We start from the raw sequence: 26,060 nt of genomic DNA, 5'->3' as shown, positions 1-26,060 counted from the left end.
GCGGCCCGTCCGGGCCGCAGACCTGACATGACGGCTGGCCGCCACAGGGCGGCCAGCCGTTTTGACGAGATTGTCCGAGGCAAGGGCGGGAATCCGACATGAGCACGACGAGCGAAACCCTCGCGGGCGCCCCGGCGGCCAAACCGGCGGCGAAGGCTTCCGACATCAATGCCGGTCGCGACTGGTCGCGTTCCGTCTGGAACCTGGTGATCCTCGCCGGCGTGATCGCGGCCCTCGCGATCAGCTGGGGCCCCTCGGAGATGGGCCGCTGGACCTATCTCTTCACCGACTCCTCCAACATGGCGGAGTACGCCTCGGGTTTCCTGCGTCCCGACTTCACCGACTGGCGGTACTATCTTCACGAAATGATCGTCACCGTTCAGATCGCGGTCTGGGGCACCTTCCTGTCGCTGATCGTCTCGATCCCCTTCGGCATCCTGTGCGCCCACAACATGGTGCCCTGGTGGGTGTTGCATCCCTGCCGCCGGCTGATGGACTTCTTCCGGGCGATCCACGAGGTGGTCTGGGCGGTGCTGTTCGTCGTCGCCGTCGGCCTCGGCCCCTTCGCCGGCGTCATGGCGCTGTTCATCCACAACACCGGCATCATGGCCAAGCTGTTCTCCGAGGCGGTGGAATCCATCGACCCGCGCCCCGTCGAGGGCATCCGCTCCACCGGCGCGACGCGCATCCAGGAAGTCGTCTTCGGCGTCATCCCGCAGGTGCTGCCGCTCTGGGTGTCCTACACCCTCTACCGCCTGGAGACGAACGTTCGCACCGCGACGATCCTCGGCGTCATCGGTGCCGGTGGCATCGGCCAGGTGATGTTCGAATCGATCCGCGGCTTCTATTATCCGCAGTCGTCGGCGATCCTCATCATCGTCGTCCTCACCGTCGTCCTCACCGACCTCCTGTCCCAGCAGCTGCGCAAGTTCGTCACCTGAGGGCTCCCCTCCCCGCCGACCGGGAGACTTGCCCGCCTCGCCTTCCGAAAGTCCTTCGATGTCCGCCGAAACGATCCTCTCCAACGCCCGCATCGTCCTTGCCGACGAGGCGATCGACGGCCATGTCGTCATCCGCGACGGCCGCATCGTCGACATCGGCAAAGGCCCGGCCACCGGCGAGGATCTCGGCGGCGACACGCTGATCCCCGGCCTCGTCGAACTCCATACCGATCATATCGAGACGCATTTCATGCCCAGGCCGAAGGTGTTCTGGGACATGTTCGCGGCGCTTCAGGCCCATGACGCCCAGATCGCCGCCTCCGGCATCACCACCGTCTTCGACGCCATCCGCGTCGGCACCGACGAGGATGCGACGCTGACCGTCGACACGATGGAGAAGCTCTCGAACGTGATCGCCGAGGCGGCGGCGAGCGACGACACGAGGGCCGAGCACTTCATCCACCTGCGCTGCGAGGTCTCCGCGCCGGACGCTGTCGAGGGCTTCGAGCGCCTGTCGCAGAACCCCCGGGTGCGCCTCGCCTCGTTGATGGATCACGCTCCCGGCCAGCGCCAGTTCGTCAGCTTCGAGACCTACCGGCTCTACTACCAGAAGAAGAAGGCGCTTTCGGACGAAGAGTTCGATCGCTTCAGCCAGAAGCGCATCGCCGAATCCGAGGCGAACAGCGCGCCCTCGAGGCGCGCCATCGCGGCGGTGGCGCATGAGCGCGGCATCGCACTCGCCTCCCATGACGACGCGACAGAGGCCCATGTCGACGAAGCGATCGCCCTCGGGACGAAGATCGCCGAGTTCCCGACGACCCCGATGGCGGCGAAGGCCTCCCACGGCGCCGGCCTCGGCGTATTGATGGGCGCGCCGAACATCGTGCGCGGCGGCTCGCATTCGGGCAATGTCGCCGCCCACGACCTGCTTGCGGCCGGTCATCTCGACATCCTCTCCTCGGACTACATTCCGTTCTCGATGCTGCAGGCGGCGTTTCTCCTGGCGCGGGACGGCACGCTCGACCTGCCGGCCGCGATCCGGCTCGTCAGCGCCAATCCGGCGAGGGCCGCGGGCCTGGCCGACCGGGGCGAGATCGCCATCGGCAAGCGGGCGGACCTCGTCCGGGTGCGCGCCGACCGGCCGGAGCGCCCGCCCCTCGTCGCCAGCGTCTACCGGGCCGGTCGCCGTGTCGCCTGACCGGCAGGATCGGCCATCCCCCGGCGCCTTCGTCGCCGTGGTCGGGCCGAGCGGCGCCGGCAAGGACACGCTGATCCGCCTCGCGGCGGAGCACTTTGCCGGCGACGACAGTTTCCACTTCGCCCGGCGCTTCGTCACCAGGACCGCCGATCCCGATGCCGAGGACCACGCCGAGATCGACGAGGCCGAATTCGTGCGCCGACGGGACGCATGGGACTTCGCCCTCTGCTGGCGCGCCCACGGCCTCGGCTACGGCCTCGACGTCTCGCTGCTCACCCGGATCTCGAACGGCCAGACGGTGATCGCCAACATCTCCCGGAGCCGGATCGGCGATGCGGCGGCGGTGTTTCCTCGGGTAGCCGTCGCCCATGTCGTCGTCGACGAGCAGCTTCTGGTGGATCGAATCGTCAGGCGCGGCCGCGAGGATCGCGCAGCCGCCATGGAACGCGCCCGCCGCGAGGCGCCGCTGGAGCTGCCGCGCACCATCTGGCGCGTGGCGGAGATCGACAATTCGGGACCGGTCGCGCAAGGGCTTGGACGGTTCATCGCCTTTCTGGAAGCTTGCAGGCCGGACGGGCAATAGCCATTCCGGCATCCACTTCGCCCACAACAGCCACTGGGCGGCGCTTTCCTCGAACCGGGGACGGGAGAAGGCAGGCACGCCCGAAGCGCCGCCGAAGGGCACTGCCGGCAGCAAGCAGCTGATCCGCAAGTGCTTCCGCTATTTGAACGCTTCCAAACAAAATTCGATCGATTCCAATCTTTGCTGCGGCGGTTGACAGATAAACCTGACCCGCTTAGCCAAGATTATCCGCAGCGTCACCGCTCATCCTGCCGCATCGATCACTGGACGCCTCAAGCGCCCGGGAGGAGACCCTTCGTCATGAACATTCTCGCCCGCACCCTCACGATCGCGCTTGCGACCGCAGCGCCGATCATCGGCGCCAACGACGCGGCTCTGGCCGACGCGCCGGCGCCGGAAGCCGTGCTGAAGACCTATTCCGACATCGCGCTCGCCGGCTATCAGGACGCGCTCGCCAAGGCCAAGGCGCTGGACGAGGCGACCGACGCGCTGATCGCCGATCCCAGCGAGGCGACGCTGAAGGCCGCGCGCGAAGCCTGGCGCGCCTCCCGCCCCGCCTATCAGCAGACCGAGGCCTTCCGCTTCGGCAACCCGATCGTCGACGACTGGGAGGGCCGGGTGAATGCCTGGCCCCTCGACGAGGGCCTGATCGACTATGTCGACAACAGCTATGGGTCCGAGTCCGACGAGAATTCCCTCTACACCGCCAACGTCATCGCCAACGAGAGCATCACCATCGGCGGCGAGACGATCGACGTCTCGACCATCACGCCGGAGCTTTTGCAGGACAAGCTGCAGGAAGCCGGCGGCATCGAGGCCAACGTGGCGACGGGCTACCACGCCGTGGAATTCCTGCTCTGGGGCCAGGATCTCCACGGCACCAAGGCCGGCGCCGGCGAGCGCCCCCATACCGACTTTGCGACGGGCGAGGCCTGCACCGGCGGGCATTGCGACCGCCGCGGCCAGTATCTCGATGCGGCGACCGACCTTCTCGTCTCGGACCTTCAGGAGATGGTCGGCAACTGGCAGGACGACGGCGCCGCCCGCAAGGCGCTTCTCGACGATCCGACGAAGGGCCTGTCGGCGATCCTCACCGGCATGGGCTCGCTTTCCTATGGCGAGCTTGCCGGCGAGCGCATGAAGCTCGGCCTCCTGCTGCACGATCCGGAGGAGGAGCACGACTGCTTCTCCGACAACACCCACGTCTCGCATCTCAACGACGTTCTCGGCATCCGCAACGTCTATACCGGCAGGTACGAGCGGGTCGACGGCACGATGGTCGAGGGTCCCGCGATCGCCGACCTCGTCGCCGCCAAGGCGCCCGAGATCGACACGGAGATCCGCGCCGATCTCGACGCCAGCGTCGAAAAGTTCGAGGCGATCGCCAAGGCTGCCGAAAACGGCGAAGCCTACGACCAGCAGATCGGCGAGGGCAACGACGAGGGCAACGCCCGCGTCCAGGCCGGCATCGACGCGCTGATCACCCAGACGAGGGCGATCGAGCGGGCCGTCGCCGCCCTCGAACTCGGCGGCGTGACCATCGAAGGCTCGGACTCGCTGGACAACACCCAGGCGGTCTTCCAGTAAGGCACCCGACGGCCGGCCTCAGCCGACCGGTGGACACACATGCGAGGGGCCGCCCGGGCGGCCCTTTTCGCCGTTGCAATGGATGGAGACGCAAGACATGCGTTTCGCCGCGAAAGCGACGCTTCTGGCCGGCATGATCCTTCTGCCGGCCGCAATCCCCCTTTCGGCCAGCTGGGGCATCGATCGCCCGGTCCGCCAGGATCTTTCCAAGAAGGATCTCGCGCGCGTGCGGGCCGTCACCGCCCCGACGCGGGATTTCACCGCGCCGGAAAAGTTCGAGGCGATGCAGGCCGGCGGCGCCACTTCGACCAAGCTGGTCAATCGCGATTCCTTCAGCCAGGTCTCGGCCAACCAGACCTTTGCCGGCGAGGATCGCTTCAAGCTCGGCAACGCCCTGTTCCGCAAGCTCTGGGTATCCTCGCCCTCCTCCACGGAGGCGTCCGACGGGCTGGGCCCGCTGTTCAATTCCAGGTCCTGCCAGTCCTGCCACCTGAAGGACGGGCGCGGCCGTCCTCCCGAACCAGATGAGCCGGCGGTCTCGATGTTCCTGCGGCTGTCGGTGCCGCCGAGGACCGAGGAGGAACGGCGCAAGCTCGCCAGCCACGAATTCAGCCGCATCCCCGAGCCGACCTATGGCGGCCAGCTGCAGAACTTCGCCGTCCAGGGGCTGAAGCCCGAGGGCCGCATGGTGATCACCTATCGCGAGGAGCCGGTCACCCTCGGAGACGGCACGGTGGTGAGCCTGCGCCACCCGACCTACTCGGTCGCCGATTTCGGCTACGGCCCCATGGCGAAGGACGCGATGCTCTCGCCGCGCGTTGCCCCGCCGATGATCGGCCTCGGCCTCGTCGAGCAGATCGAGCCGGCCGACATCCTGGCCCAGGCCGATCCGAACGACGCCAATGGCGACGGCATCTCCGGCAAGGCGTCGATGGCGCGCGATCCGGACACCGGCGAACTCGTCCTCGGCCGGTTCGGCTGGAAGGCGACGACGCCCTCGATCAAGGTGCAGAGCGCCGAGGCGTTTTCCGGCGACATCGGCATCTCGACGCCGCTCAAGACCGACGCCTTCGGCGAATGCTCGATTGCCCAGTCGGTCTGCCGCGGCGCGCCCTCCGGCGTGCAGGAGCGGCTCGGCGCGGTCGAGGCGCCGGATCCGATCCTCGGCCTCGTCACCTTCTATTCGCAGAACCTCGCCGTTCCCGCCCGCCGCGACGTCGACGACCCGCAAGTCCTGCGGGGCAAGCAGCTGTTCTATGGCGCCGGCTGCACCGCCTGTCACACGCCGAAATTCGTCACCTCCAAGGCCGCGCCGGACAAGGCCCAGCGCTTCCAGCTGATCTGGCCCTATTCCGACTTCCTCCTGCACGACATGGGCGAGGGCCTTGCCGACCATCGCCCGGTGGGCGACGCCTCGGGCAGCGAATGGCGGACGCAGCCGCTGTGGGGCATCGGGCTGACCGAGACGGTGAACGGTCACACCCTGTTCCTGCATGACGGACGGGCGCGCAATCTCGCCGAGGCGATCCTCTGGCACGGCGGCGAAGCCGAGGCGGCGCGCGACGCCTATGCCGCCATGGACAAGGCCGATCGCGACGCGCTGCACCGATTCCTGGAGTCCCTGTGATGCCCTTCCCGCTCACCCGCCCGGCCGGACCTTCGCGCCCCGGCGGCCGTCGCCGCCTCCTCGCGGGGATGATCGCGGCCTTGCTGACGCTCCCCGGCCTGCAACTCCCGGCCGCCGCCCAGGAAGACGGGCCGCCGGAGGTGACGACGGCGACGCGGGAGCAGAAGCTCGACGTCGTCTGGAATGCCATCGACGGCGCCATCCGGCCGGGCTACGCGGCCTTCGTCGACGCGGCGGAGGAAGCCGAAACGGCGATGGGCGATCTCTGCCAGCTGCCCGCCGGCGAGAACCTCACGGACGCGCGCGAGGCCTTCGCCCATATGGTCGACGCGTGGTCGCGGATCGAGTTCGTACAGTTCGGCCCGGTGATGGAAGACAATCGCGGCGCGCGCATCCTGTTCTTTCCCGACCGGCGCAGCATCGGGCTGAAGCAGGTCCAGGCGATCCTCGCCGACGGGGACGAGAGCGCCGCCTCGCCGGAGGAACTCGCCGGCAAGTCCGTCGCCGTCCAGGGGCTCGGCGCGCTGGAATTCGTGCTCCACGGCACCGGTGCCGAGACGCTGGAGACGCCGGAGGGCGATTTCCGCTGCCGCTACGGCCGGGCGATCGCCGGCAATCTCGTCCGTCTCGGCCAAGCGATCCAGGATGGCTGGGCGAAGGAGACGGGCGGCATCGTCGAACGCCTGACCAATCCAAGGGAGGACGATCCGGCCTACCGCACGGCGGACGACTCGCTGAAGGAGATCGTCGGCGTCTTCATCAACGGCTTCGAGGCGATCCGCGACCTGCGGCTGAAGCCGGCGATGGGCGACAGCGAGAAGGCCGTACGGCCGAAGCTCTTCCTGTTCCACCGCTCCGAACTCGCCCTCGCCTCGCTCCGGGCGAACTTCGCCGGAATGAGCAGGCTCTTCACCGCATCCGACGTCGCCTTGCTCCTGCCCGACGCGCAGGCCTATCTCAAGGACGCGATCGCGTTCGAGTTCGAGAATGCCGACATGGCCCTCGCAAAGCTCCAGCCGCCGCTGACCGAGGTCGTCGGCGACGGGCCCAAGCGCCAGAACCTCACCTACCTGCTGATCGTTACCGACAGCCTGCAGAGCCAGTTCGCCGGCCAGCTCTCGCCGCTGCTCGGCCTGTCGGCGGGCTTCTCCGCCCTCGACGGCGACTGATCCCCCGGCGCTCCGCCCCGGCTCGGGCAAGACCGGCTCAAGCAGAAAAGGGAGCGCCAGCGATGCGCCGCTTCGACGACATGACCATCCGCGGCCCGGCGATCGACCGGCGCAGCTTCCTGATCGGCGCCGGCGCGGCCTTCGCCGCCGGCCTCGCGCCCCGCTCCGCCGAGGCGCTCGAGCGGGCGGACGCGCTGTTCGGCGCCTCCTGCAAGCGCCCCGACGGCAGCTTCGGATGCGCCATCTTCACCGACCGCGGCGAAATCGTCTCGACCGTGGCCCTGCCCGAGCGCGGCCACGACGTCGCCTTCGATCCCGTTTCCGGAAAGGCGGTCGCCTTCGCCAGGCGCCCGCGCACCTTCGCCATCGTCTTCGATCCCCTGACCGGCGAGACCTTCCGGACGCTCAACTCGCCCGAAGGACGGCACTATTTCGGCCACGGCTTCTTCTCGCCCGACGGCCGGCTGATGTATGCGACCGAGCATGACTACGACGCCGCCAGAGGCCTCGTCGCCGTCTATGACGTCGAGGCCGGCTATGTCCGCATCGGCGAGTTCGACGCCCATGGCATGGACACCCACGAGGCGCTGCTGATGCCGGACGGCGAGACCATCGTCATCGCCAATGGCGGCATCGAGACTCATCCCGACTACGGCCGGCAGATGCTGAACCTTGCGACCATGCAGCCTTCCATCGTCTTCATCGACCGGCGGTCGGGGGACCTCATCGACAAGCAGCTCTTGCCGCAGGAACTGCACAAGCTGTCGCTCCACCACATCGCCATCGACGGGAACAACCGGGTGTGGTTCGGCGGCCAGTACCAGGGCGCGGCGAGCGACGCCCCGCCGCTGGTCGGCTTCGCCAGGGCCGGGGATCCGCTCGACCTGACGGAGCTTCGCCCGGCGGATCTCGCGTCGCTGTCGAACTACATCGGATCGGTGGCGGCCAGTCGGGACGGGGAACGCATCGCCGTGTCTTCCCCCGTCGGCGGCACGCTGATGATCCTCGACGCGGCGACCGGCAACGTGCTGAGGCGCGTCGGCCTCGCCGACGGCTGCGGCCTCGCACCGGACGCGGACGGCTTCCTCGCGACGTCGGGCCGCGGCACGGTCCTGCGCCTCGAAGCCGACGACCGCAGCGCCACGGCCGATCTCGAATGGGACAACCACATCCTCGCCCTCTGACGCGGGCTTCCCCTCGCCGGACCACGTCCCGTTTCGTTACCAAGACGTTAAGCCCGCTCCGTTCTGGGACGGAATGGCCAGGATTTGGCTCGAAACGGCACAGAATCATCTGGCATGAAACCTGCTCCCACTCTGGAAGGTTAACGAAACCTTACCTCAAGGGAGAGACTCATGGGTCACCGCAGCCTCTTCGCCGTCACGACGATCCTGTCGCTCGCCGTGACGGGCCTGCCCTTCGCAGCCGGACCGGCCAAGGCAGGGGACGACCAGCGCCGGTCCGCGCAGATCTCCTCCTCGTCGAGCGACCAGCCCTATCTGCGCGACGGCGGCGCCGTGCGCATTGCGCCCGTCCAGCAACGCCGCGACCGCCGCAACGACGACGACGCCCTCGCCCCGCGCGGCGATGCCCGGCCGGTGAGCGGCATCGAACGCCTGACGGGAGACGACGTCCTCGAAGGCCTTCGCGAGGACGATCTCGGCACGGCGCCGGACATCTACGTCACCGGCGAGCGCGAGGAATTTCTCGAGGACGGCGGCTCGATCGAACCTGCGTTCGCGCGCGGCGACGCGATCCCCGACAACGGGATCGTCGTCCTGCGCGGCAACAACACGGCCGGCCACTGGCGCCACATGGTGGTGCGGCCGGTCAATCTGACGAGCCGCGGATCCTTCGGCTTCATCACCTCGGACGTCGGCACCGAGCCCGGCAATCGCGGCTCGTACCTGCCCGCGTCGGCACGCGGCTTCCGCGACATATCGAGCACCCGGACCCTGCCGAGCGAGCCGAAGATCATCAGCGTCGAGGACCAGCGCCTCGACCGCCGGCCGATGCCTGTGTCGGGCATCGAGACGATCTATACCGGCGGCGCCAAGATCATCCGCATCGCCGCGGGCTACCAGGCCAGCGCCAATCCGGTCGGCGACAAGTAGCCGGCGACGAGCCGGCCGCCGGATCGGGCGCTCAGGTGAGGAACGGGTTGGTCCGCCGCTCGTCGCCGATGCGGCTGCCCGGCCCGTGGCCGCACAGGAAGCCGACGTCGTCGCCGAGCGGCAGCACCTTGTCGCGGATCGATCGCAGCAGCGTCTCGTGGTCGCCGCCCGGCAGGTCCGTGCGGCCGATCGAGCCGGCAAAGAGCACGTCGCCGAGATGAGCGAACCGCGCCATGCGGTGAAAGAAGATGACGTGCCCGGGCGCATGGCCGGGCGTGTGGAAGACCTCGAAGGAGTGGCCGCCGAAGGTCAGCACGTCGCCCTCGCTCAGCCAGCGATCGGGGGTGCAGTTCTTCATGCCCCCGCCGACGCCGAAGGCCTTCGACTGCTCCTCGATCGTATCGAGCAGCATTCTGTCGTCCTCGTGCGGACCGACGATCTCGACGCCGGTCAGAGCCTTCAGGTCCATGGCGCCGCCGGCATGGTCGAGATGGCCGTGGGTGAGCCAGATCTCCTTCAGCTCGATGCCGAGTTCCGTAATCGCTGCGAAGACCTGGTCGGCGTCGCCGCCGGGATCGATGACGACGCCGACCCTTGCGGCCTCGTCGAAGAGAATGCAGCAGTTCTGCTGGAAGGGCGTGACCGGCACGATCCGGGCGCTGAGCTGGGCCAAGGTGTCCTCATCGATGCAAGAGCGTTGACTGGATGTCGTCAGGCAAGGTGGCGACCGGCGCGGCTGCCGGCAAGCCTTTCCCCCATCAGGCAGACGGCTTCACCGCCAGCCAGATGACGTGCCGGGCGCCGCGCTTGCCGCGATGAGCCTTGACCCGCGCCTCCTCGACGTCGAAGGCGCCGCGCCTGAGCCTTGCGGCGAAGCGCTCGTCCGGCCCCTGCGACCAGACCGCCAGGACGCCGCCGTCCGTCAGCGCCCGGCGCGCCTCGCCGAGGCCCCTGGCCGCATAAAGCGCGTCGTTGGCGTCGCTGGTCAGCCCCTCCGGCCCGTTGTCGACGTCGAGCAGGATGGCGTCGAAGCCCGCCGTCGTCTCGCCGATCAGCGCGCCGACGTCACGGACCACGATCTCGACCCGCGGGTCGTCGAGGCTGCCGGCGAAGATGTGCGCCATCGGCCCCCTCGCCCAGTCGACGACGGCCGGGACGAGTTCGGCGACGACGATGCGTGCATCGGCCGGCGCTGTGGCAAGAAGCGCCCGCAGGGTGAAGCCCATGCCGAGCCCGCCGACGAGGATCGCCGGCGTCGGCCGCCCGGCGATCCTGTCGAGCGAGAGTTGCGCCAGGGCTTCCTCCGAGCCGGACAGCCGGCTGTTCATCAGCTCGATGCGGCCGAGCATGATCGAATATTCGGCGCCGCGGCGCATCAGCTTCATGTCGCCCCCGGTGCCGGGGATCTGCGTCGTGGCGAGGTGTTCCCAGGGTATCATCGGCACGCTTCGTCGTTCGAGGATGGCCGCTTGTGCGGGCCGCATGGCAAGTGGCTGTCTTGTCATCGAAACGGCGGCGATGCCAATAGGCCGCCGGCGGTTTCGCGTCCCGCGATCGAGGGCGTGCGGTGGCCCCATGCGGGGATCGATGCCAATCGCCGGCCCCCTCGCAAATTCTGTTGCCGGCCCCGGCGAAGCGCCATAGAGCATCGCCGAGGGCGTCCACGACGATCAACCAGACTGCGAAGCAGGAGCCACCGGCCGATCCGACGCCTGGATCGGCCACGGCGACCATCGTCGCCGGCCCATGCGCACACGAGCCTCGAATCGAACCCATGACCGCCCGCCCGTTTTCCGCCGCTCCGCTCGTCGGCCCCGTCGCCCTCGGCGTCATCCTGATGCTCGTCGGCGACTTCATGTTCGCGCTCAACGACGCCATGGGCAAATGGCTGGTGGCAAGCTTCTCGGTCGGGCAGGTGCTGCTGATCCGCTCGCTGGGCGCGTTCCTGATCCTCGGGCCGCTGCTCCTGCGCCAGGGCAAGGTCGCCCTGTTCAGCGCCGAGCGCCCGGGGCTGCAGGCGATGCGGGCGCTGTGCGCCACCGTCGACACCGGGCTCTTCTACGCCGCCGTCGCCACCATGCCGCTCGCCGACGTGATGACCTTCTACATGGCCGGACCGATCTACGTCGCGGCGATCTCCCATGTATTTCTCGGCGAGAAGGTCGGCTGGCGTCGCTGGGTGGCGATCGTCGTCGGCTTTCTCGGCGTCGTCGTCGCGCTGCAGCCCTCCTCGGCCTCGCTGTCGCTCGCTTCGCTCTTCGCCTTCGTCGGCAGCATCGCCTTCGCGATGACGCTGGTCCTGGCGCGGACGCTGCGCAGGACCAGCGACGCCACGCTGGTCGGCTGGCAGACCCTCACCGCCCTCATTGCCGGCGCGGTCCTGTCGGTGACCACATGGGTCACGCCCTCCGCCTTCGACCTCGGCGCGCTGCTCCTCCTCGGCGTCGTCTCCTGCAGCGCCCACCTCTTGATCACCCGCTCGCTGAAGCTCGCCCCGGCCTCGACGCTGGCGCCGCTGCAATACACGCTGCTGCTCTGGGCGGCGATCTTCGGCCTCGTCTTCTTCGGCAACCTGCCGACGCCGCAGGTGCTGGTCGGCGCGGTCATCATCATCGTCGCCGGGCTGTTCCTGTTCCACCGGCAGAAGATCGTCGACGACGGCGTGCCGCCGAAGACCGTGCCGCGCACGCTGCACTGAGCCGGCGATCGTTGTCGCCCGCCTTGCGGCTTCCTCGCCTCGTGGCCCAGCACAGCCGGCCCGCAAACGCCAACGGGCGCCCACCGATCCGGCAGGCGCCCGCTGGCGATGACAGGCGATGGCTTGCGGTTATTCCGCAGCGGCGCGCTTCGGCATAACTTCGGTCGCATAATCCTCGACGAGGCGCCGGGAGATCTCGCCCGGGGTGAAGCGCCAGTCGGCGATCTCGGAGACCGGCGTCACCTCGGCGGCGGTGCCGGTGAGGAAACACTCGGAAAAGCCGGAAAGCTCCTCGGGCATAATCGCCCGCTCGACCACCTCGATGCCGCGGCGCTTGGCCAGCCCGATGACGGTGCGCCGGGTGATGCCGTCGAGGAAGCAGTCGGCCTTCGGCGTGTGGATGACGCCGTCCTTCACGAAGAAGACGTTGGCGCCCGTCGCCTCGGCCACCTGCCCGCGCCAGTCGAGCATCAGCGCGTCGGCATAGCCCTTCGCCTCGGCGGCGTGCTTGGAGATGGTGCAGATCATGTAGAGGCCGGCGGCCTTCGACTTCGACGGGGCGGTCATCGGATCGGGCCGGCGATACTGGGCGAGATCCAGCCGGATGCCCTTCATCTTCGTCGCGGGATCGAAATAGCTCGGCCACTGCCAGATGGCGATGGCGACGTTGATGCGGTTGGTCTGGGCCGAGACGCCCATCATCTCCGAGCCGCGCCAGGCGATCGGCCGGACATAGGCGTCGGAGAGGCCCTGGCGGGACAGAAGCTCGTCGGTGGCCGCGTCGATCTCGTCGGCGGAATAGGGGATCTTGAAGCCGAGGATGCGGCCGGATTCGATCAGGCGCTCGGTGTGCTCGCGCAGCTTGAACACCTCGCCGCCATAGGCACGCTCGCCCTCGAACACGGCGCTGGCATAATGCAGGCCGTGGGTCAGCACGTGAATCTTGGCGTCCTTCCAGGCAACGAACTCGCCGTTGAACCAGATTTCGCCATCGAGTTGATCGAATGGAACCGCGCTCATGGTTTTTCCAGCGCCACGACCGGGCGCTCTCCCTAGATTGCCGTTGGACGGGACATCACACTGCAGGCAGAATTGTCGCTGGCGCAATGCGAAAGGACGGCGATTGATGATATCTGCTCGGTGCCGCGAAGGCGGTATCGCGCTGTTTCCACATCCATGTCGCGGGTGTAACAATAAACCGAAATTACGTCAATGGTGCTGACCTATTTAATGGACATCCCGGCCATTCAGACCGATCCGACCAACGACTGCGATGGGGCCGTCGTGCGCGATCCTCTGCCGACCCAGGGCAGCCTCGACTTCCGCGTGATCGAGCTCCTCTTCTTCGCCTATCGCGAGTTCACCGGCGACGCCGACGAGATCCTCATCCGCTACGGCTTCGGGCGGGCCCATCACCGCGTCCTGCACTTCGTCAACCGCGACCCGGGCCTGACCATCGCCGAGCTGCTCGACATCCTGCAGATCACCAAGCAGTCCCTCTCCCGGGTCTTGCGACAGCTCCTCGACGAGGGCTTCATCTGCCAGATCCCCGGCGACGAGGACCGGCGCCAGCGCCGGCTCTATCCGACGCAGAAGGGCCGCGCGCTCGCGGTCGAATTGTCCGAGGCGCAGGTGCGCCGCATCGAGGCGGCGCTCGCCAAGACCAGCGACGAGGACATGCGGCCGATCGCGGCGTTCCTCAAGGCCATGGCCTCGGACCGGGAGTCGGCCCGCGAGTGGTTCGAGCGCAAGGACATCAGCTGGAAAGACCCCGAATGACCGAGACCGAAGCCGAGATCGCCGGTTCGCGCGCGATGATCGACGACGATGCGCCGCACATCCTGATCGTCGACGACGACCGCCGCATCCGCTCGCTGCTGTCGCGCTTTCTCACCGAGAAGCAGTTCCGGGTGTCGGTGGCGGCGGATGCCGCGGAGGCACGCCGCATCCTCGGCGGCCTCGACTTCGACCTCGTCGTCGTCGACGTGATGATGCCCGGCGAGAACGGCATCGACCTCGTCCGCTCGATCCGCAAGACCCGCGACGCGCCGATCCTGATGCTGACCGCCCGCTCGGAGACGGAAGACCGCATCGCCGGGCTCGAGGCCGGCGCCGACGACTATCTGCCCAAGCCCTTCGACCCGCGCGAACTGCTGCTGCGGGTCAACAACATCCTGAAGCGCGGCGCGCCGCAGCCGGCCACCAAGCTCGAGCACGTGCGGTTCGGACCCTTCACCTTCTCCCTGTCGCGGCGCGAGCTGAAGCGGGGCGTCGAGATCATCCGGCTGACCGAGCGCGAGCAGGAGATCATGAGCCAGTTCGCCGCCAAGGCCGGCGAGACGATCCCGCGGCTGGAGCTTCTCGGCGAGGAGAGCGAGGTCGGCGAGCGCACCGTCGACGTCCAGATCAACCGCCTCAGGCGCAAGATCGAGCAGGATCCGACCAACCCGCTCTGGCTGCAGACGGTGCGCGGCATCGGCTACCGGCTGAACATCGACTGAGGCGCGCCGTCGCCGGATTCATGCCTCGAAGTCGAAGTCGTCGTCGATTTCCGGCATGTTCGGTGCCATGCGCCCGTGCCGGATCGACGTGATCGCGATGACGTCTTTGATGATTTCATACGTCATGACGTAGTCGCCGATGACGAGCCGCCGCGAACCCGGCACCAGAGCGTGCGCGTCCCCGGCTCCCATGAGCGGAAAGCTCGACAGCCTGCGCCTTGCCTCGCCCACGGTTTCCACGAGGCGCCGCGCCGCGCTCGGGCTGCGTGGCTTCAGATAGCGCGCCTCGTTCCGCAGGAAGTCTCGCGCCTCGTCGGAGAGGCGCATACGCATCAGGCGGCCTTGCCCGCCACGATGGCCTCGATCTCACGCAAGACGTCGTCGATGTCGTGGGACCGACCGGACTGGATCTCCTCGCGTCCCCGGCGGATCGCAAGGACCTCGGCCCCTTCCCCAGCCAGATACTGGCGCAGCGCCCGAACCATGACCCAGCTCCGCGTCCTCTGCGAGACGTCGGCGATCGCCTCGAGCGATTCCAGCACGTCGAGCGGAACGCGCAATGTGATCGGATCTGAGAGTTCGGATTTTGCCATGACGCACCTCGCGAGATGTAATACAGCGTATTACGCCAGAGCCCGGAGGTCAACGGCGTGCTGACGCTGTGGGGAATGGTGAGAGCGGGGTGAGGTTGCGGTCCGGCGATGGCACCGGACCAGGTCGGGACGTCACGCCGGCGCCGCCGCTCGATGCTTCCACCGATTTTGCATGACGAAACCCGGGCATCGAACCTAAATGAGGCTCATGACCCTGATCGACCGTCTCCTGCGCACCCGCAAGCCGCGAAACCGGGCGCTGCCGCTCCGTGACCTGCGCGAGCGCCGGTTCTCGCAGCGCGTCGGCCGGGTGGTCGAGACGATGCTGGGCCGGGTGCCGAGCCGGGTCGACGTCTGGCGCGGACCGCTGCGGCCGGTTCCGCGCATCGCCCGGCGCTTCCTGCCGAAGGGCCTCTATGCCCGCTCGCTGATCATCATCCTCGCGCCGATGATCCTCCTGCAATGCGTCGTCACGGTCGTCTTCATGGAGCGCCACTGGGCGCTGGTGACGGAGCGCCTGTCCCAGGCCGTGGTCAAGGACATCGCGGCGGTGGTCGACCTGATCGAGACCGAGGAGGATGCCGGCGACCGCACCCGCATTCTCGACGTTGCCCAGCGGCGGCTCGATCTCAACATTTCGCTGCTGCCGCCCGGCGACCTGCCGCCACCGGCGCCGAAGCCCTTCTTCAACATCCTCGACGGGATCCTCTCCGAGGAGGTGACCAAGCAGATCGGTCGACCCTTCTGGATCGATACCGTCGGCAATTCCAAGATCGTCGAGATCCGCATCCGGCTCGACGACGGCGTCCTGCGGGTCTTCGCGCCCCGCAACTCGGCCTATGCGTCGAACACCCACATCTTCCTGATCTGGATGGTCGGCACGTCGCTGGTGCTCCTCGTCATCGCCGTGCTCTTCCTGCGCAACCAGATCCGGCCGATCCAGGCGCTGGCCGCGGCGGCCGACGAGTTCGGCCGCGGCAAACCGATGCCGTCGGATTTTCGCCCGCGCGGCGCATCCGAGGTTCGCCAGGCGTCGGTGGCCTTCATCCAGATGCGCGACCGCATCGAGCGGCAGATCGAGCAGCGCACCCGCATGCTCAGCGGCGTCAGCCACGACCTGCGCACCGTCCTGACGCGGTTCCGCCTACAGCTGGCGCTGCTCGGCGAGGGCGAGGATCAGGACGAACTGAACGCCGACATCGACGAGATGCAGCGGATGCTGGAGGGTTATCTCGCCTTCGCCAAGGGGGAGGCCGGCGAGGACGTCGCGGAAATCGACCTCGAACCGCTGATGGAGCGCTACCAGGCCGAGGCCGAATTGAAGGGCAAGGCGCTCGCCTTCGACATCTCCGGCGACACCCGCGTCACCGTGCGGCCGAACGCCTTCACGCGGATGATCTCCAACATCGTCGCCAATGCCCTGCGCCACGCCGCCCACGTGAAGGTGACCGTCACCCACGATGCCCGCTGGCTGTCGCTCGCCATCGAGGACGACGGGCCCGGCATCGCGAGCGACCAGCGCGAGGAGGTGTTCAAGCCCTTCGTGCGGCTCGACGGCGCCCGCAATCTCGACGCCGGCGGTACCGGCCTCGGCCTCGCCATCGCCCGCGACATCGCCCGGGCCCATGGCGGCGACATCCTGTTGTCGGACAGCACGCTCGGCGGCCTGCGCGCGCTCATCCGCATCCCGGCGTGAGGGGCGGCCTGGACCGGGTCGGGACGGAGGGTGCCCTTCGGCGCCCCCCGGCGCCGACTCCCGAAGGCAGCTCGCTCGCGCCCCTTCGCTCACACCACCCGGCGCACCGGCTCGCCGGCGACGAACCGGTCGATGCTGTCGACCACCTGCCGCCAGACCTCGCTTTGCGCCTCGTTGCTCGCCCAGGCGACATGCGGCGTGACGATGACGTTGGGACGGGACAGCACCTTCAGAAGCGGATTGTCCGGCGCCGGCGGCTCCCTGGTGAGGACGTCGAAGCCGAGGCCGGCGATCAGCCCTTCCTCCAGGGCCTGGACGAGATCGGCCTCGTCGACGAGGCCGCCGCGGGAGGTGTTGACGATCAGCGGCTTCTTCTTCATCCGCCGGAATTCCGGCATCGCGATCATGTTCTTCGTCTGCGGCGTCAGCGGCGCGTGGAGGGTGAGGACATCGGCCGTCTCGATCACCTCGTCGAAGGGCGTATAGAGTGGTCCCATGCCCGACACCCCCTTGTGGGCGGCGAACATGACCGACATGCCGAAGGCGGCGGCGCGCTTCGCCACACCCTGGCCGATGACCCCCTCGCCGAGGATGCCGAGCTTGCGCCCGGCCAGATCGAAGATCGGGTGGTTGAAGAAGCAGAACTGGCCGGATTTCTGCCAGGCTCCGTCGATGACGTCCTGCCTGTAGCCGGGGAGCGAGCGCGACAGTGCGAGGATCATCGCCATGGCGTGGTCCGGCACGGTGTTTTCGGCATAGCCGCGGACGTTGGAGACCGGGATGCCCCGCTCGCGGAAGGCCTCGATGTCGATGACGTCGTAGCCCGTCGCCGCGACGGTGACGAATTTCAGGTCGGTCAGCTTCTCGAGGCTGTCGCGGCGGATCGGCACCTTGTTGGTCACGGCGATCGTCGCGCCCTGGAGCCGCTCGGCGACATCCTCGGGCCGGGTCGAGGCATATTCCACCCATTCGTGCTCGGCCGAAGGGCGGGTCAGCTCGATGTCCGGGCCGATGGTCTCGCGGTCGAGAAAGACGATTCGTGTCATGGGCGGGTCTCCGGTCGGGGGGTGCTTCAGGCTTCAGGCGCCATTGTAGTGCCGGAGGAGGCCGGAACTGTCCATTGCCAGCAAAAGCTGCGGCGCGGCACCGGCTGCCTTTTGCTTAGTGAATGGTTCACCTCCTTCTGGAAGAATCCCCGGCGATGATCCGTCACCAGCGCCAGGACAAGAGCGATGGCGTTTTCGCGAACCGGCCTGCCGATGCGACCGGAAAGGGCTTTTCATAACGCGCCGCCCCCGCGCGATCGGACGGAGTTCGCCCCGGTCCGTGCGTGGCGAGCGTGTCGCGGTTCGGTTCTGGTTCTCGCCGCGGTCTTCTTGTCGGCGCCCTCCCTCGCCGCTCGCGCCGAGAGTGTCGAGGCGACGATTGCGGGCGACGTCAGGGTGACGGTGCGCGGCTGCACGGCCGAGTGCCTTCTTCGGACCTCAGACGGCGTCCTCGTCAGCATCGGCGACGACCGGGTGGTGGTGCGGGAAGACATGCTCGCCATCAACGGCACCGAGCACCCCGAGCGCGGCTTCGGCGAGATCGTCGTCGACGCCGGTGGATGGGGCATGACGGTCGCCATCGACGGCAGGACCATCGTCGCCAGGAGCGAGCTGGACGGGCTTCGCTCCGCCGCCGAGAAAGGCAACTCGCTCGCCCTCAACGACCTCGCCCTGCGGCTTGCGACCGGCGTCGGCATGCCGCGCGACGTGCCCCGGGCCGCCGACCTCTACCGCCGCGCCGCAACGGGCGGCAGCGCGATGGCCGCGCGCAATCTCGGCCTCCTGCTCTGGAATGGCGACGGTCTGCCCAAGGACAGGGCGGAGGCGGTCCGCCGGTTTCGTGAGGCGGCCGAGGCCGGCGACCCGACGTCCCGCAAGATGCTGGCCGCGGCGCTCACCCGAGGTCTCGGCATGGCGACGAACGAGGCCGAGGCACGGCGCTGGCTGGAGGCCGCAGCAAGAGACGGCGACGCGGAGGCGATGAACGACCTCGCCAATCTCCTGAAGCGAGCGCCGGCGCCGGATCTGCGCCGCGCAGCCAGGCTGCATCGCGCGGCGGCCGAGAAGGGTCTCGCGGTCGCCGCCGCCAATTACGGCTTCGACCTCTGGAACGGCGACGGCGTCGAGCGGGACCGCAGCGACGCGCTCGGCTTCTTCGAACGGGCGGCCCGCGGCGGCTCCGTCCCGGCCATGGCGATGCTCGGACGGGCCTATCGCGGCGAAGGCGGCGCTCCTGCGGACCCCGCACTGGCGGCGCACTGGCTGGCGAAGGCGGCAACGGCCGGCGACGGCGATGCCACCAACACGCTCGGCGCCATGCATCTGGCTGGCGAGGTGGCGCCGCGAGACGAGGCATTGCTCTGGTTCAGCCTCGGTGCGGAACGCGGCCATGCAGCGGCGACGCGCAACCTGGCACTGCTCTACCGGCAGGGCGTCGGCGTCGCACGCGATACCGAGAGGGCCCGCGAACTGCTGACGCTTGCCGCCGCCCGCGGCAGCCGCATGGCCGCCGCCGATCTCGCCGCGATCGACGCCGGCGACGGTGTCCCGCCGCGGATCGCCGCATCCGCCGCACGCTGACCGGAGGCAGGCCGAGCCGGAAGGGCCGTCGCCTTTTCGTGCGGCCAACATGAAAGAGCCCCGCACCGGTGGGTGCGAGGCTCGAGGCACGTCATTCGGCCCGATCGCCTGACCGGGCGTCTTGCGCGATCAGTGCGAGCGGCCCTTGACCCAGTCGTCGATCTGGCGCTCGGCCTCTTCCTTCTCGATGCCGTACTGTTCCTGCAGCCGGCCGGCCAGGATGTCCTTGTTGCCGTCGATCCTGTCCATGTCGTCGTCGGTGAGCTTGCCCCACTGCTGCTTGGCGGAGCCCTTGTACTGCTTCCACTGGCCCTGGATCTGGTCCCAATTCATCACGTCGTCTCCATCTTGCATTCGAGGGGCGAACGCCTCGCCCGTCTGCATTCGAGAGGCCAACGTGTCTCAAGCCCGAGTGTTCCGTCGATGGCCAACGCCGGGGGACCGAGGCCGCGCTGCCGATGACGCCGGTCGGCATGCGGGCGTCACACCGTCTTCAGCATGCCGCCGTCGACGAAATAGGTGGAGCCGACCGAGTAGCTCGCCTTGTCCGAGCACAGGAACACGAAGAAATGCGCCAGCTCCTCGGGCGATGCGAACCGCCTGATGGCGGCATGTTCCTCCGCGACGCCCTGGAGATGGCCCTCCCAGTCGCCGCCGCTATCTGCCGTGAGCTGCTTCGCGGTCTTCATCCAGTCGGGCGTCAGGACCAGGCCGGGATTGATGCAGTTGACGCGGATGCCGTCGCCGATCACCTCGGTGGCGAGGTTCTTCGAGAACATCATCAGCGCCGCCTTGGTGACGTTGTAGATCGGCTCGTAGGACAAAGGCTGGACGGCGCAGATCGAAGCGTTGTTGAGAACGACGCCGCCGCCCTTCGCCCGCATCTGCGGCACCACCCCGCGCGCCAGCCGCACCGCCGCCATGACGTGGAGGTCCCAATAGGCCTGCCACTTCTCGTCCGGTGCCGCCATGATGGTCTCGTTGGAACCGGTGCCGGCATTGTTGATCAGGATGTCGGCACCGCCGAGTTCGGCCGCCGCCGCGACAACCGCGTCGATGCCGGCGACGGTCGCGACGTCCGCCCCGACGCCCACAGCGCGCACGCCATGAGCGGCGGCGATCCGCTCGGCCTCCGCTTCGGCCCGCTCCTTGCCGCGCGCCGCGATGACCACGTTGGCGCCTTCGGCAGCCAAGCCTTCGGCCACCGCCAGCCCGATGCCGACCGAGCCGCCGGTGACGACGGCGAGCTTGCCCTTCAATCCGAGATCCATGCTGCGTTCTCCTCCTCTTGCTCTCCCGATCCGGTCGAGGATCAGGAGGGTATCCGATTCTTGCGATCAGCGAATGCCCCCGGGCAAGGGGGCGGACGGGACGCAGCAGGCACCGTGCCGCCGAACCGCCCGCGAAGGACCCTCCCCTTCCGCCGGTTCTCCCTCAGCCCCGTTATCGCTTAAGGAGAGCGCAGTTCGACGACGGCGACGTGCATGGCGGAGCGGAGCCGAAAGCCGAGCCGCTCATAGAGCTGGATTGCCTTCTCGTTCCAGGCATAGGCGTGCAGGAACACCGCGTCGCCGCCCGCCGAGATCTGCCCGGCGACATAGGTCAGCAGCAGCTTGCCGAGCCCCTCGCCCTGCCTGTCCGGGTGGGTCGCAAGGCCGCTCAGCTCGGTGATGCCGGGAAGCTTCAGCCGTTCGCCCGCCATGGCGATGAGCCGCCCCTCCTCCCTGACGCCCCAGAACGCGCCGAAGCTCTGCGCCTTCAGCGTGAACGGCCCGGGTTTCGTAAGCTCGGCGAGTGCCAGCATCGCCTCGGCATCGGCCGGTCCGAGACGCTCGACGCGCCGATCCTCGATGACCGCAAACGGCGCCTCGGCAATCATCTGGACCGCTTCGGCCGTCTGTCTCTCCACCAGTTGCGGCGGCAGGACGACCGGGCTGGCCTGCAGGAACAGCATCGTTCCGGCCGGTTCGGCGAGTCGTGCCAGAGGCGCAAGGCTCGCCTCGCTATCGTCGCGCGTCGCCGTGAAGGGGCTGATGTCGGGAAGATAGCGGCGGGCATGCGCGTCTCCCTCTGCCAGATGGGCCTGGCGGGTGGTGAGGGCCGTCCAGATCGGCCTGTCGAGAGGGTCAGCCATGTCGGTCCTTCACGGTTGCAGGCGATGTCCCGCGCAATGCGAGGGGCTTCTCCTTGAGCCTGTCTTCGATGCTGTTCAGCTGATCGAGCAGCGGCCCGTCGAGGCCGGCGCAAAGATCGCCGACGGCGGCGGCGATCTGCGGCCAGAGCTCGGCCTTGCCGATCGCCACCAGACGCCGGCCTTCCTCGGAGAGGGCGATGATCTTCCGGCGCTGATCGCCCGACGACGGCTCGACCTGGAGGATTTTCTGTTCGACGAGCGTATTGACGGTGCGCGTCGCGCCCGGCTGGCTGACACCGACGGCCTCCGCCAGATCGCCCAGCGTCAACGGCCCGAGGCGGTCGAGACAGGCGAGATAGGGATACTGGCTGGCGCTGAGGCCGAGCCCGTACGCCGCAAGGATCGTGTCCGTCTCGCCCTGCAGGCGCTCGCCGAGCCGCTTGAGATGCGTTCCGAGGCACAAAAGGCCGAGGGACCGGACGACATCTTCCGTCATGCGGATCTCCGATTCACATAACTAGTTATATAAACCGCTATATAATTCGACGCAAGACGGTTGGGCTGCACGGCCCGGACCGGACCTTTTCGACCCCGCAGCGACGGGCACCACGGGTCGTCCGGCTATTCCGCCTCGTCCTCGTAGCCGACGAGATGCAGCGGCCGTGCCCGCATCTGGCGCAGTTCGCACCAGCGCACCAGCGCCTCCTCGCGCCCGTGGGTCACCCAGAGTTCCTGTGGCGCGAGCTCCTCGACGGTCTCCGTCAGTTCGTCCCAGTCGCAGTGGTCGGAGACGATCAGCGGCAGCTCGACGCCGCGCTGGCGCGCCCTCTGGCGCACCCGCATCCAGCCCGAGGCGAAGCTCGCCACCGGATCGGGGAACCGCCGGGCCCACTTGTCGGCGAAGGCCGAGGGCGGCCCGACGATCACCGCGCCGGCGAAGTCGCCCTTCCGGCCTCCCTCGACGGTGGCCGGGCGCAGGTCGCCGAGGTCGATGCCCTGGCTCTGGTAGTAGTCGCAGAGCTTCTTCAGGGCGCCATGGATGTAGATCGGCGCGTCGTAGCCGGCATCCCGCAGGTGCCGGATCACCCGCTGCGCCTTGCCCAGCGCATAGGCGCCGACGAGATGCGCCCGCTCGGGAAAATGCTCGAGGGAGGTCAGGAGCTTGCCGATCTCGTCGGCGGTCGGCGGATGGCGGAAGACCGGCAGGGCGAAGGTCGCCTCGGTGATGAAGACGTCGCAGGGGACCGGCTCGAAGCCGAGGCAGGTCGGATCGGCCCGGCGCTTGTAGTCGCCCGAGGCGACGATCCGCATCCCCTGCCACTCCACCGCGATCTGCGCCGAGCCGAGGACATGGCCGGCCGGATGGAAGGACACCGTCACATCCCCGATCCGGACCTTGTCGCCGAGCGTTGCGACCTGCCGCTCAGCGCAGAACTCTCCGCCATAGCGCAGCGCCATGATGTCCAGCGTCTCGCGGGTCGCCATGACCTTGGCGTTGCCGGGCCGGGCATGGTCGGCATGGCCATGGGTGACCAGCGCCCGGTCCACCGGGCGGACCGGATCGATGTAGAAGTTCCCGGGCGGGCAGTAGAGGCCCTCGGAGGTCGGGCGCAGGAGGTCTTCGGGCTTGATCATCGGGCGTGACTTAGGGCGCAGTATCGCGCAACGAAGCACCGCATGCAGGGCACCCCTGCCGCCGACGCACTTCCCCTGACTGTTCCCACGCGTTAGAGCGCCGCGCGTGGTGTCGGACGCAGTGCGCTCCAACGCCCTGTTTCACCGCATCGTGCTTTTCCGAAAATCGATTCCGATTGTCGGGCCGATGCTGTAGCGTTTCATCTTTCGCAGCGCAGCATCAACCGGAGCATGCCGATGAGCCAGTCCGCCGAGACCCGGGAGGGAGCCGAACCTGCCGCCCGCAGGCGATCGCGATTCGGCGACTGGTCGGCGACGGCGACCCATCACAGCCCCGCCGAGGACGCCCAGGCGATCCTCACCGGCGTCCTCCTGGCGGCGCTGGGGCTGGCGATCCTCGCCCATCTGAAATTCCTCACCGGCGGGGTGGCGGGGCTGGCGCTCATCGTCTCCTACGTCTTCGGCATCAATGTCGGCCTCGCCTTCTTCCTGATCAACATCCCCTTCTACGCCCTCGCCGTCGGGCGCATGGGCCGCGCCTTCACCATCAAGACCTTCGCGGCGATCGGCCTCCTGTCGCTGGTCTCCTACTGGCTGCCACTGGTGTTCTCGATCGAGTATGTCGATCCGCTCGCCGGCGCGGTGATCGGCGGGCTGCTGATCGGCTTCGCGCTCCTTGCTCTCTTCCGCCACCGGGCGAGCCTCGGCGGCGCGGGGATCCTGGCGATCTACCTGCAGGATCGCTTCGGCTTCCGCGCCGGGCTGGTCCAGCTCACCTTCGACCTGGCGATCCTTGCCGGCGCCCTTTTCGTGGTGGACTTCACGGCGGTGGTCTTCTCGCTGATCGGCGCGGTGGTCCTCAACGGCTTCCTCGCCATCAACCACCGGCCGGACCGCTATCTGGCGACGTGACGGTGCGACCGGCGGTCCGCAAGGCCGTCCCCCGACCGCTGGTGTCGGGCCCGCGCGGCGCTCGAGCGGCAACAACGGGGCGGGCGTCGAAGACCGGGGCCGACGGTGTTACTCGGCACCCTGCTTGCGGGCGCCGAACTCGCCGACGATCATCTCGCGCTCGCGCGGCAGGTAGGAGGGCCGCTCGGCCGGGGTCTGCGAGTATTCCGCCTCCAGCCGCACGGCGGCCTTCAGCATCTCCTCGCGCAGCCGGCACTGCATCGACCAGCCGGCGGAAGGATCCTCGGCCGCCGCGACGAACCAGACCGTCATCCCCATGGCGTCCTGGCCGATCACCTGGACCTTCGCCTGGTCCTTGTCGATCACGTCCTCGGATTGGTCGACGAAATCCTGGAATGCCGCCCGCAGCTTGTCGACGTCCGCCCGGTGGTCGAGTTTCAACTCGACCGTCTTGGTCAGCTTGGGATCCTGCTTGGTCCAGTTCTCGAACGGCGTCGAGACGAACTCGCTGACCGGCACCATCAGCCGCCGGTTGTCCCAGGACCGCAGCTGGACATAGGTGAAGTTGATGCGCTCGACATAGCACCAGTTGCCGTCGAACAGCACGGCGTCGCCGATGCGTGCGGTCTTCGCCAGCGCGATCTGCAGGCTCGACATGATGTTGGCGAGGATGGACCGCGCCGCAAAGGCGAAGATCAGGCCGATGACGCCGGCAGACGCAAGGAGCGAAAAGCCGAGGGTCTGGAAGGCGTTGATCTGGATCAGGACCAGCGCCGTGCCGAGAAGGAAGGCGAGGACGATCGCGACGCGCCGGGCCGCCGAGATGTTGGTGTAGAAATCGCGCTCGGTGGCAGCGCCCGATTCGGTCAGCTCATCCATGTTCTGGCGGACGACCCGGTCGAGGATCGCATCGACCACCCGCACCGCGACCAGCGCCAGCGCGATGACGAAGAGGGCCGACTGGAGCGGGCCGAGAAACATGTTCACCGCGCCGGAGAAGGTGAAGAGCATCGTCTTCACCAGCGCGAAGGTGCCGACGCAGACCATCAGAGCGAACGGCATCTTGATCACGTCGATGATGCGGGAGCCGATCCGCGTCGGCTGGCGCATCTGCACCTCGCCGAGACCGCGATAGGCGAGCGCCGCCGCCAGAACGGCGCCGAGCAGGATCAGCGGCAGGGCGATGACCTCCCAGACCGCGAGGGTCCAGAAGGCCCGCTGCTGCAGGAATTCCGGCAGGCTGTCCTCAAAGCCGGTCGGTCCGAAGACGGCGTGCATCTCCAGGATGTTGCCGACCGTCTGGCTGGCGAACACCCAGGCGGGATCTTCGTCCTGCGGCTTCATCCGGACGATGCGGATCGACACCGACCGGTCGCCGAGTTCCAGGATGGAGAGGCGGATGTCGCGGCGGGGCTCGCCCGCCATCGGGTTCTTGTTGGAGGCGCTGGCGAGCAGCGCGTCGGGGCGGTCCGGCAGGTCTCCCCAGTCGAGCCACATCGCCCGCTGCATCACCTCGTAGAGCCGCTTGGCGAGAACGGGGCCCATCTTCGCCTGGAGGTCCTGCGGGATCTCCGACAGGTCGAGGGCATGGGCGGCGGTGTTCCAGTCATTGCCCTCGGCCGCGAAGATGAAGGTCTCCATCATCGATTGCGGGGTATCGAGGAGGACGGGTCCCTCGGCCGGTTCGAGGCCCTCATGGAGGGATTCGACCTCGAAATAGCGGCCGGCTGCGGAATCCTGCGCCTGCGCGGCCTGCGCCGCGAAGAGCACGAGCAGGAGATGAAGAACGAGCGCCGAAGCGACGGTTGGCTGGAATCTCACCCTGATACTTGGCCCTTCGAGCTGGTTGCCGTGCAACCGCACATAGGACGGGATCTCACCGGGAATAGCGATCAGCGGCCAGCCGGCGGCTTGGGAAAGCAGTCGCGTCAACAGGCCTCACCACGAGCAGCGCGGTTCTGGCAGTCGCATGACGTCGCATCGGGGGCCCGCGTCGGTCCGCGCCGCCGTCGATCGCAGCCGGTGGGACGCATTCCCCACTCCGC

At 68.2% G+C, this 26,060-nt stretch carries 26 protein-coding genes; 14 read left to right on the top strand and 12 right to left on the bottom strand.

What is annotated here, in order from left to right:
* Positions 1 to 98: 98 nt before the first annotated feature.
* The 8 genes from phnE to ATO4_RS03545 all read left to right on the top strand — a co-directional run bounded on the left by phnE (position 99) and on the right by ATO4_RS03545 (position 9,219).
* A complete protein-coding gene (gene phnE / locus ATO4_RS03580; protein ID WP_083590035.1) occupies positions 99 to 941 on the top strand; it encodes a phosphonate ABC transporter, permease protein PhnE in 843 nt (280 codons plus the stop codon).
* A gap of 58 nt (positions 942 to 999) precedes the next feature.
* The gene (locus ATO4_RS03575) at positions 1,000 to 2,139 is read left to right on the top strand and encodes an alpha-D-ribose 1-methylphosphonate 5-triphosphate diphosphatase (RefSeq protein ID WP_083590034.1); all 1,140 of its coding nucleotides are present in this window, start codon (positions 1,000 to 1,002) and stop codon (positions 2,137 to 2,139) included.
* Positions 2,129 to 2,722 carry a phosphonate metabolism protein/1,5-bisphosphokinase (PRPP-forming) PhnN gene (gene phnN, locus ATO4_RS03570; protein ID WP_139802227.1) on the top strand — a complete coding sequence of 198 codons (594 nt, stop codon included), beginning with the start codon at positions 2,129 to 2,131 and terminating at the stop codon, positions 2,720 to 2,722. The genes ATO4_RS03575 and phnN overlap by 11 nt, the downstream gene beginning before the upstream one ends.
* 300 nt (positions 2,723 to 3,022) lie before the next feature.
* On the top strand, positions 3,023 to 4,309 hold the full coding sequence (locus ATO4_RS03565; protein WP_083590032.1) for an imelysin family protein: 1,287 nt from the start codon (positions 3,023 to 3,025) through the stop codon (positions 4,307 to 4,309).
* A gap of 133 nt (positions 4,310 to 4,442) precedes the next feature.
* Positions 4,443 to 5,936 (top strand): di-heme oxidoredictase family protein, encoded by a 1,494-nt coding sequence (locus ATO4_RS03560; protein ID WP_245308563.1) that lies wholly within the window; start codon positions 4,443 to 4,445, stop codon positions 5,934 to 5,936.
* The gene (locus ATO4_RS03555; RefSeq protein ID WP_083590030.1) at positions 5,936 to 7,105 is read left to right on the top strand and encodes an imelysin family protein; all 1,170 of its coding nucleotides are present in this window, start codon (positions 5,936 to 5,938) and stop codon (positions 7,103 to 7,105) included. The genes ATO4_RS03560 and ATO4_RS03555 overlap by 1 nt, the downstream gene beginning before the upstream one ends.
* A 62-nt stretch (positions 7,106 to 7,167) precedes the next feature.
* Positions 7,168 to 8,289, top strand: a complete 1,122-nt coding sequence (locus ATO4_RS03550) for a DUF1513 domain-containing protein (RefSeq protein ID WP_083590029.1) — start codon at positions 7,168 to 7,170, stop codon at positions 8,287 to 8,289.
* Between the two features lie 171 nt (positions 8,290 to 8,460).
* Positions 8,461 to 9,219 (top strand): hypothetical protein, encoded by a 759-nt coding sequence (locus tag ATO4_RS03545; RefSeq protein WP_083590028.1) that lies wholly within the window; start codon positions 8,461 to 8,463, stop codon positions 9,217 to 9,219.
* Between the two features lie 31 nt (positions 9,220 to 9,250).
* Here ATO4_RS03545 and ATO4_RS03540 read toward each other — a convergent pair whose 3' ends face one another.
* Both ATO4_RS03540 and ATO4_RS03535 read right to left on the bottom strand, forming a co-directional pair.
* Positions 9,251 to 9,892, bottom strand: coding sequence for an MBL fold metallo-hydrolase (locus ATO4_RS03540; RefSeq protein WP_083590027.1), 642 nt, complete (start codon positions 9,890 to 9,892; stop codon positions 9,251 to 9,253).
* Positions 9,893 to 9,977: 85 nt separating this feature from the next.
* Positions 9,978 to 10,658, bottom strand: coding sequence for a hypothetical protein (locus tag ATO4_RS03535; protein WP_083590026.1), 681 nt, complete (start codon positions 10,656 to 10,658; stop codon positions 9,978 to 9,980).
* Positions 10,659 to 10,993: 335 nt separating this feature from the next.
* Between ATO4_RS03535 and ATO4_RS03530 the strand changes: the two genes are divergently transcribed.
* Positions 10,994 to 11,917 (top strand): DMT family transporter, encoded by a 924-nt coding sequence (locus tag ATO4_RS03530; RefSeq protein ID WP_083590025.1) that lies wholly within the window; start codon positions 10,994 to 10,996, stop codon positions 11,915 to 11,917.
* Positions 11,918 to 12,046: 129 nt separating this feature from the next.
* Here the strand turns inward: ATO4_RS03530 and ATO4_RS03525 are convergent, their stop codons facing one another.
* Positions 12,047 to 12,937 carry a branched-chain amino acid aminotransferase gene (locus ATO4_RS03525; RefSeq protein WP_083590024.1) on the bottom strand — a complete coding sequence of 297 codons (891 nt, stop codon included), beginning with the start codon at positions 12,935 to 12,937 and terminating at the stop codon, positions 12,047 to 12,049.
* A gap of 192 nt (positions 12,938 to 13,129) precedes the next feature.
* Here ATO4_RS03525 and ATO4_RS03520 point away from each other — a divergent pair, with 192 nt between their 5' ends.
* The gene (locus tag ATO4_RS03520) at positions 13,130 to 13,696 is read left to right on the top strand and encodes a MarR family transcriptional regulator (RefSeq protein WP_245308546.1); all 567 of its coding nucleotides are present in this window, start codon (positions 13,130 to 13,132) and stop codon (positions 13,694 to 13,696) included.
* Entirely contained in the window at positions 13,693 to 14,418 is a 726-nt protein-coding gene (locus tag ATO4_RS03515; RefSeq protein ID WP_083590022.1) for a response regulator transcription factor, read from the top strand. The genes ATO4_RS03520 and ATO4_RS03515 overlap by 4 nt, the downstream gene beginning before the upstream one ends.
* A gap of 18 nt (positions 14,419 to 14,436) precedes the next feature.
* Here ATO4_RS03515 and ATO4_RS03510 read toward each other — a convergent pair whose 3' ends face one another.
* Together ATO4_RS03510 and ATO4_RS03505 are read right to left on the bottom strand one after the other, a co-directional pair.
* Positions 14,437 to 14,745 (bottom strand): type II toxin-antitoxin system RelE/ParE family toxin, encoded by a 309-nt coding sequence (locus tag ATO4_RS03510; protein WP_176222844.1) that lies wholly within the window; start codon positions 14,743 to 14,745, stop codon positions 14,437 to 14,439.
* Positions 14,746 to 14,750: 5 nt separating this feature from the next.
* Positions 14,751 to 15,011: a ribbon-helix-helix protein, CopG family gene (locus ATO4_RS03505; RefSeq protein ID WP_083590020.1), complete on the bottom strand. Its 261-nt coding sequence runs from the start codon at positions 15,009 to 15,011 to the stop codon at positions 14,751 to 14,753.
* 199 nt (positions 15,012 to 15,210) lie between these two features.
* On the opposite strand from ATO4_RS03505, the gene ATO4_RS03500 reads away from it, so the two are divergent.
* Complete coding sequence (locus tag ATO4_RS03500; RefSeq protein ID WP_245308545.1) at positions 15,211 to 16,707, top strand: ATP-binding protein; 1,497 nt, start codon at positions 15,211 to 15,213, stop codon at positions 16,705 to 16,707.
* Positions 16,708 to 16,796: 89 nt separating this feature from the next.
* On the opposite strand, the gene ATO4_RS03495 is transcribed toward ATO4_RS03500, so the two are convergent.
* Positions 16,797 to 17,753: a D-2-hydroxyacid dehydrogenase gene (locus ATO4_RS03495; RefSeq protein ID WP_083590019.1), complete on the bottom strand. Its 957-nt coding sequence runs from the start codon at positions 17,751 to 17,753 to the stop codon at positions 16,797 to 16,799.
* Between the two features lie 330 nt (positions 17,754 to 18,083).
* On the opposite strand from ATO4_RS03495, the gene ATO4_RS03490 reads away from it, so the two are divergent.
* A complete protein-coding gene (locus ATO4_RS03490; RefSeq protein WP_176222843.1) occupies positions 18,084 to 19,334 on the top strand; it encodes an SEL1-like repeat protein in 1,251 nt (416 codons plus the stop codon).
* A 129-nt stretch (positions 19,335 to 19,463) separates the two neighbouring features.
* On the opposite strand, the gene ATO4_RS03485 is transcribed toward ATO4_RS03490, so the two are convergent.
* The 5 genes from ATO4_RS03485 to ATO4_RS03465 all read right to left on the bottom strand — a co-directional run bounded on the left by ATO4_RS03485 (position 19,464) and on the right by ATO4_RS03465 (position 23,103).
* On the bottom strand, positions 19,464 to 19,667 hold the full coding sequence (locus ATO4_RS03485) for a CsbD family protein (RefSeq protein WP_083590017.1): 204 nt from the start codon (positions 19,665 to 19,667) through the stop codon (positions 19,464 to 19,466).
* Positions 19,668 to 19,816: 149 nt separating this feature from the next.
* On the bottom strand, positions 19,817 to 20,605 hold the full coding sequence (locus ATO4_RS03480; protein WP_083590016.1) for an SDR family oxidoreductase: 789 nt from the start codon (positions 20,603 to 20,605) through the stop codon (positions 19,817 to 19,819).
* Between the two features lie 179 nt (positions 20,606 to 20,784).
* Positions 20,785 to 21,468 (bottom strand): GNAT family N-acetyltransferase, encoded by a 684-nt coding sequence (locus tag ATO4_RS03475; RefSeq protein WP_083590015.1) that lies wholly within the window; start codon positions 21,466 to 21,468, stop codon positions 20,785 to 20,787.
* Positions 21,461 to 21,964, bottom strand: a complete 504-nt coding sequence (locus tag ATO4_RS03470; protein WP_083590014.1) for a MarR family transcriptional regulator — start codon at positions 21,962 to 21,964, stop codon at positions 21,461 to 21,463. The genes ATO4_RS03475 and ATO4_RS03470 overlap by 8 nt, the downstream gene beginning before the upstream one ends.
* A 125-nt stretch (positions 21,965 to 22,089) precedes the next feature.
* Positions 22,090 to 23,103, bottom strand: coding sequence for a ligase-associated DNA damage response exonuclease (locus tag ATO4_RS03465; RefSeq protein WP_083590013.1), 1,014 nt, complete (start codon positions 23,101 to 23,103; stop codon positions 22,090 to 22,092).
* Positions 23,104 to 23,340: 237 nt separating this feature from the next.
* Here ATO4_RS03465 and ATO4_RS03460 point away from each other — a divergent pair, with 237 nt between their 5' ends.
* The gene (locus ATO4_RS03460; RefSeq protein WP_083590182.1) at positions 23,341 to 24,015 is read left to right on the top strand and encodes a YitT family protein; all 675 of its coding nucleotides are present in this window, start codon (positions 23,341 to 23,343) and stop codon (positions 24,013 to 24,015) included.
* A gap of 108 nt (positions 24,016 to 24,123) precedes the next feature.
* On the opposite strand, the gene ATO4_RS03455 is transcribed toward ATO4_RS03460, so the two are convergent.
* Positions 24,124 to 25,947, bottom strand: coding sequence for a mechanosensitive ion channel family protein (locus ATO4_RS03455; RefSeq protein ID WP_245308544.1), 1,824 nt, complete (start codon positions 25,945 to 25,947; stop codon positions 24,124 to 24,126).
* Positions 25,948 to 26,060 lie beyond the last annotated feature (113 nt).

The sequence above is a fragment of the Aurantimonas sp. 22II-16-19i genome, from assembly GCF_002088275.1.
Lineage (GTDB): Bacteria > Pseudomonadota > Alphaproteobacteria > Rhizobiales > Rhizobiaceae > Jiella.
This window is presented reverse-complemented; position numbering and strand designations above follow the sequence as displayed.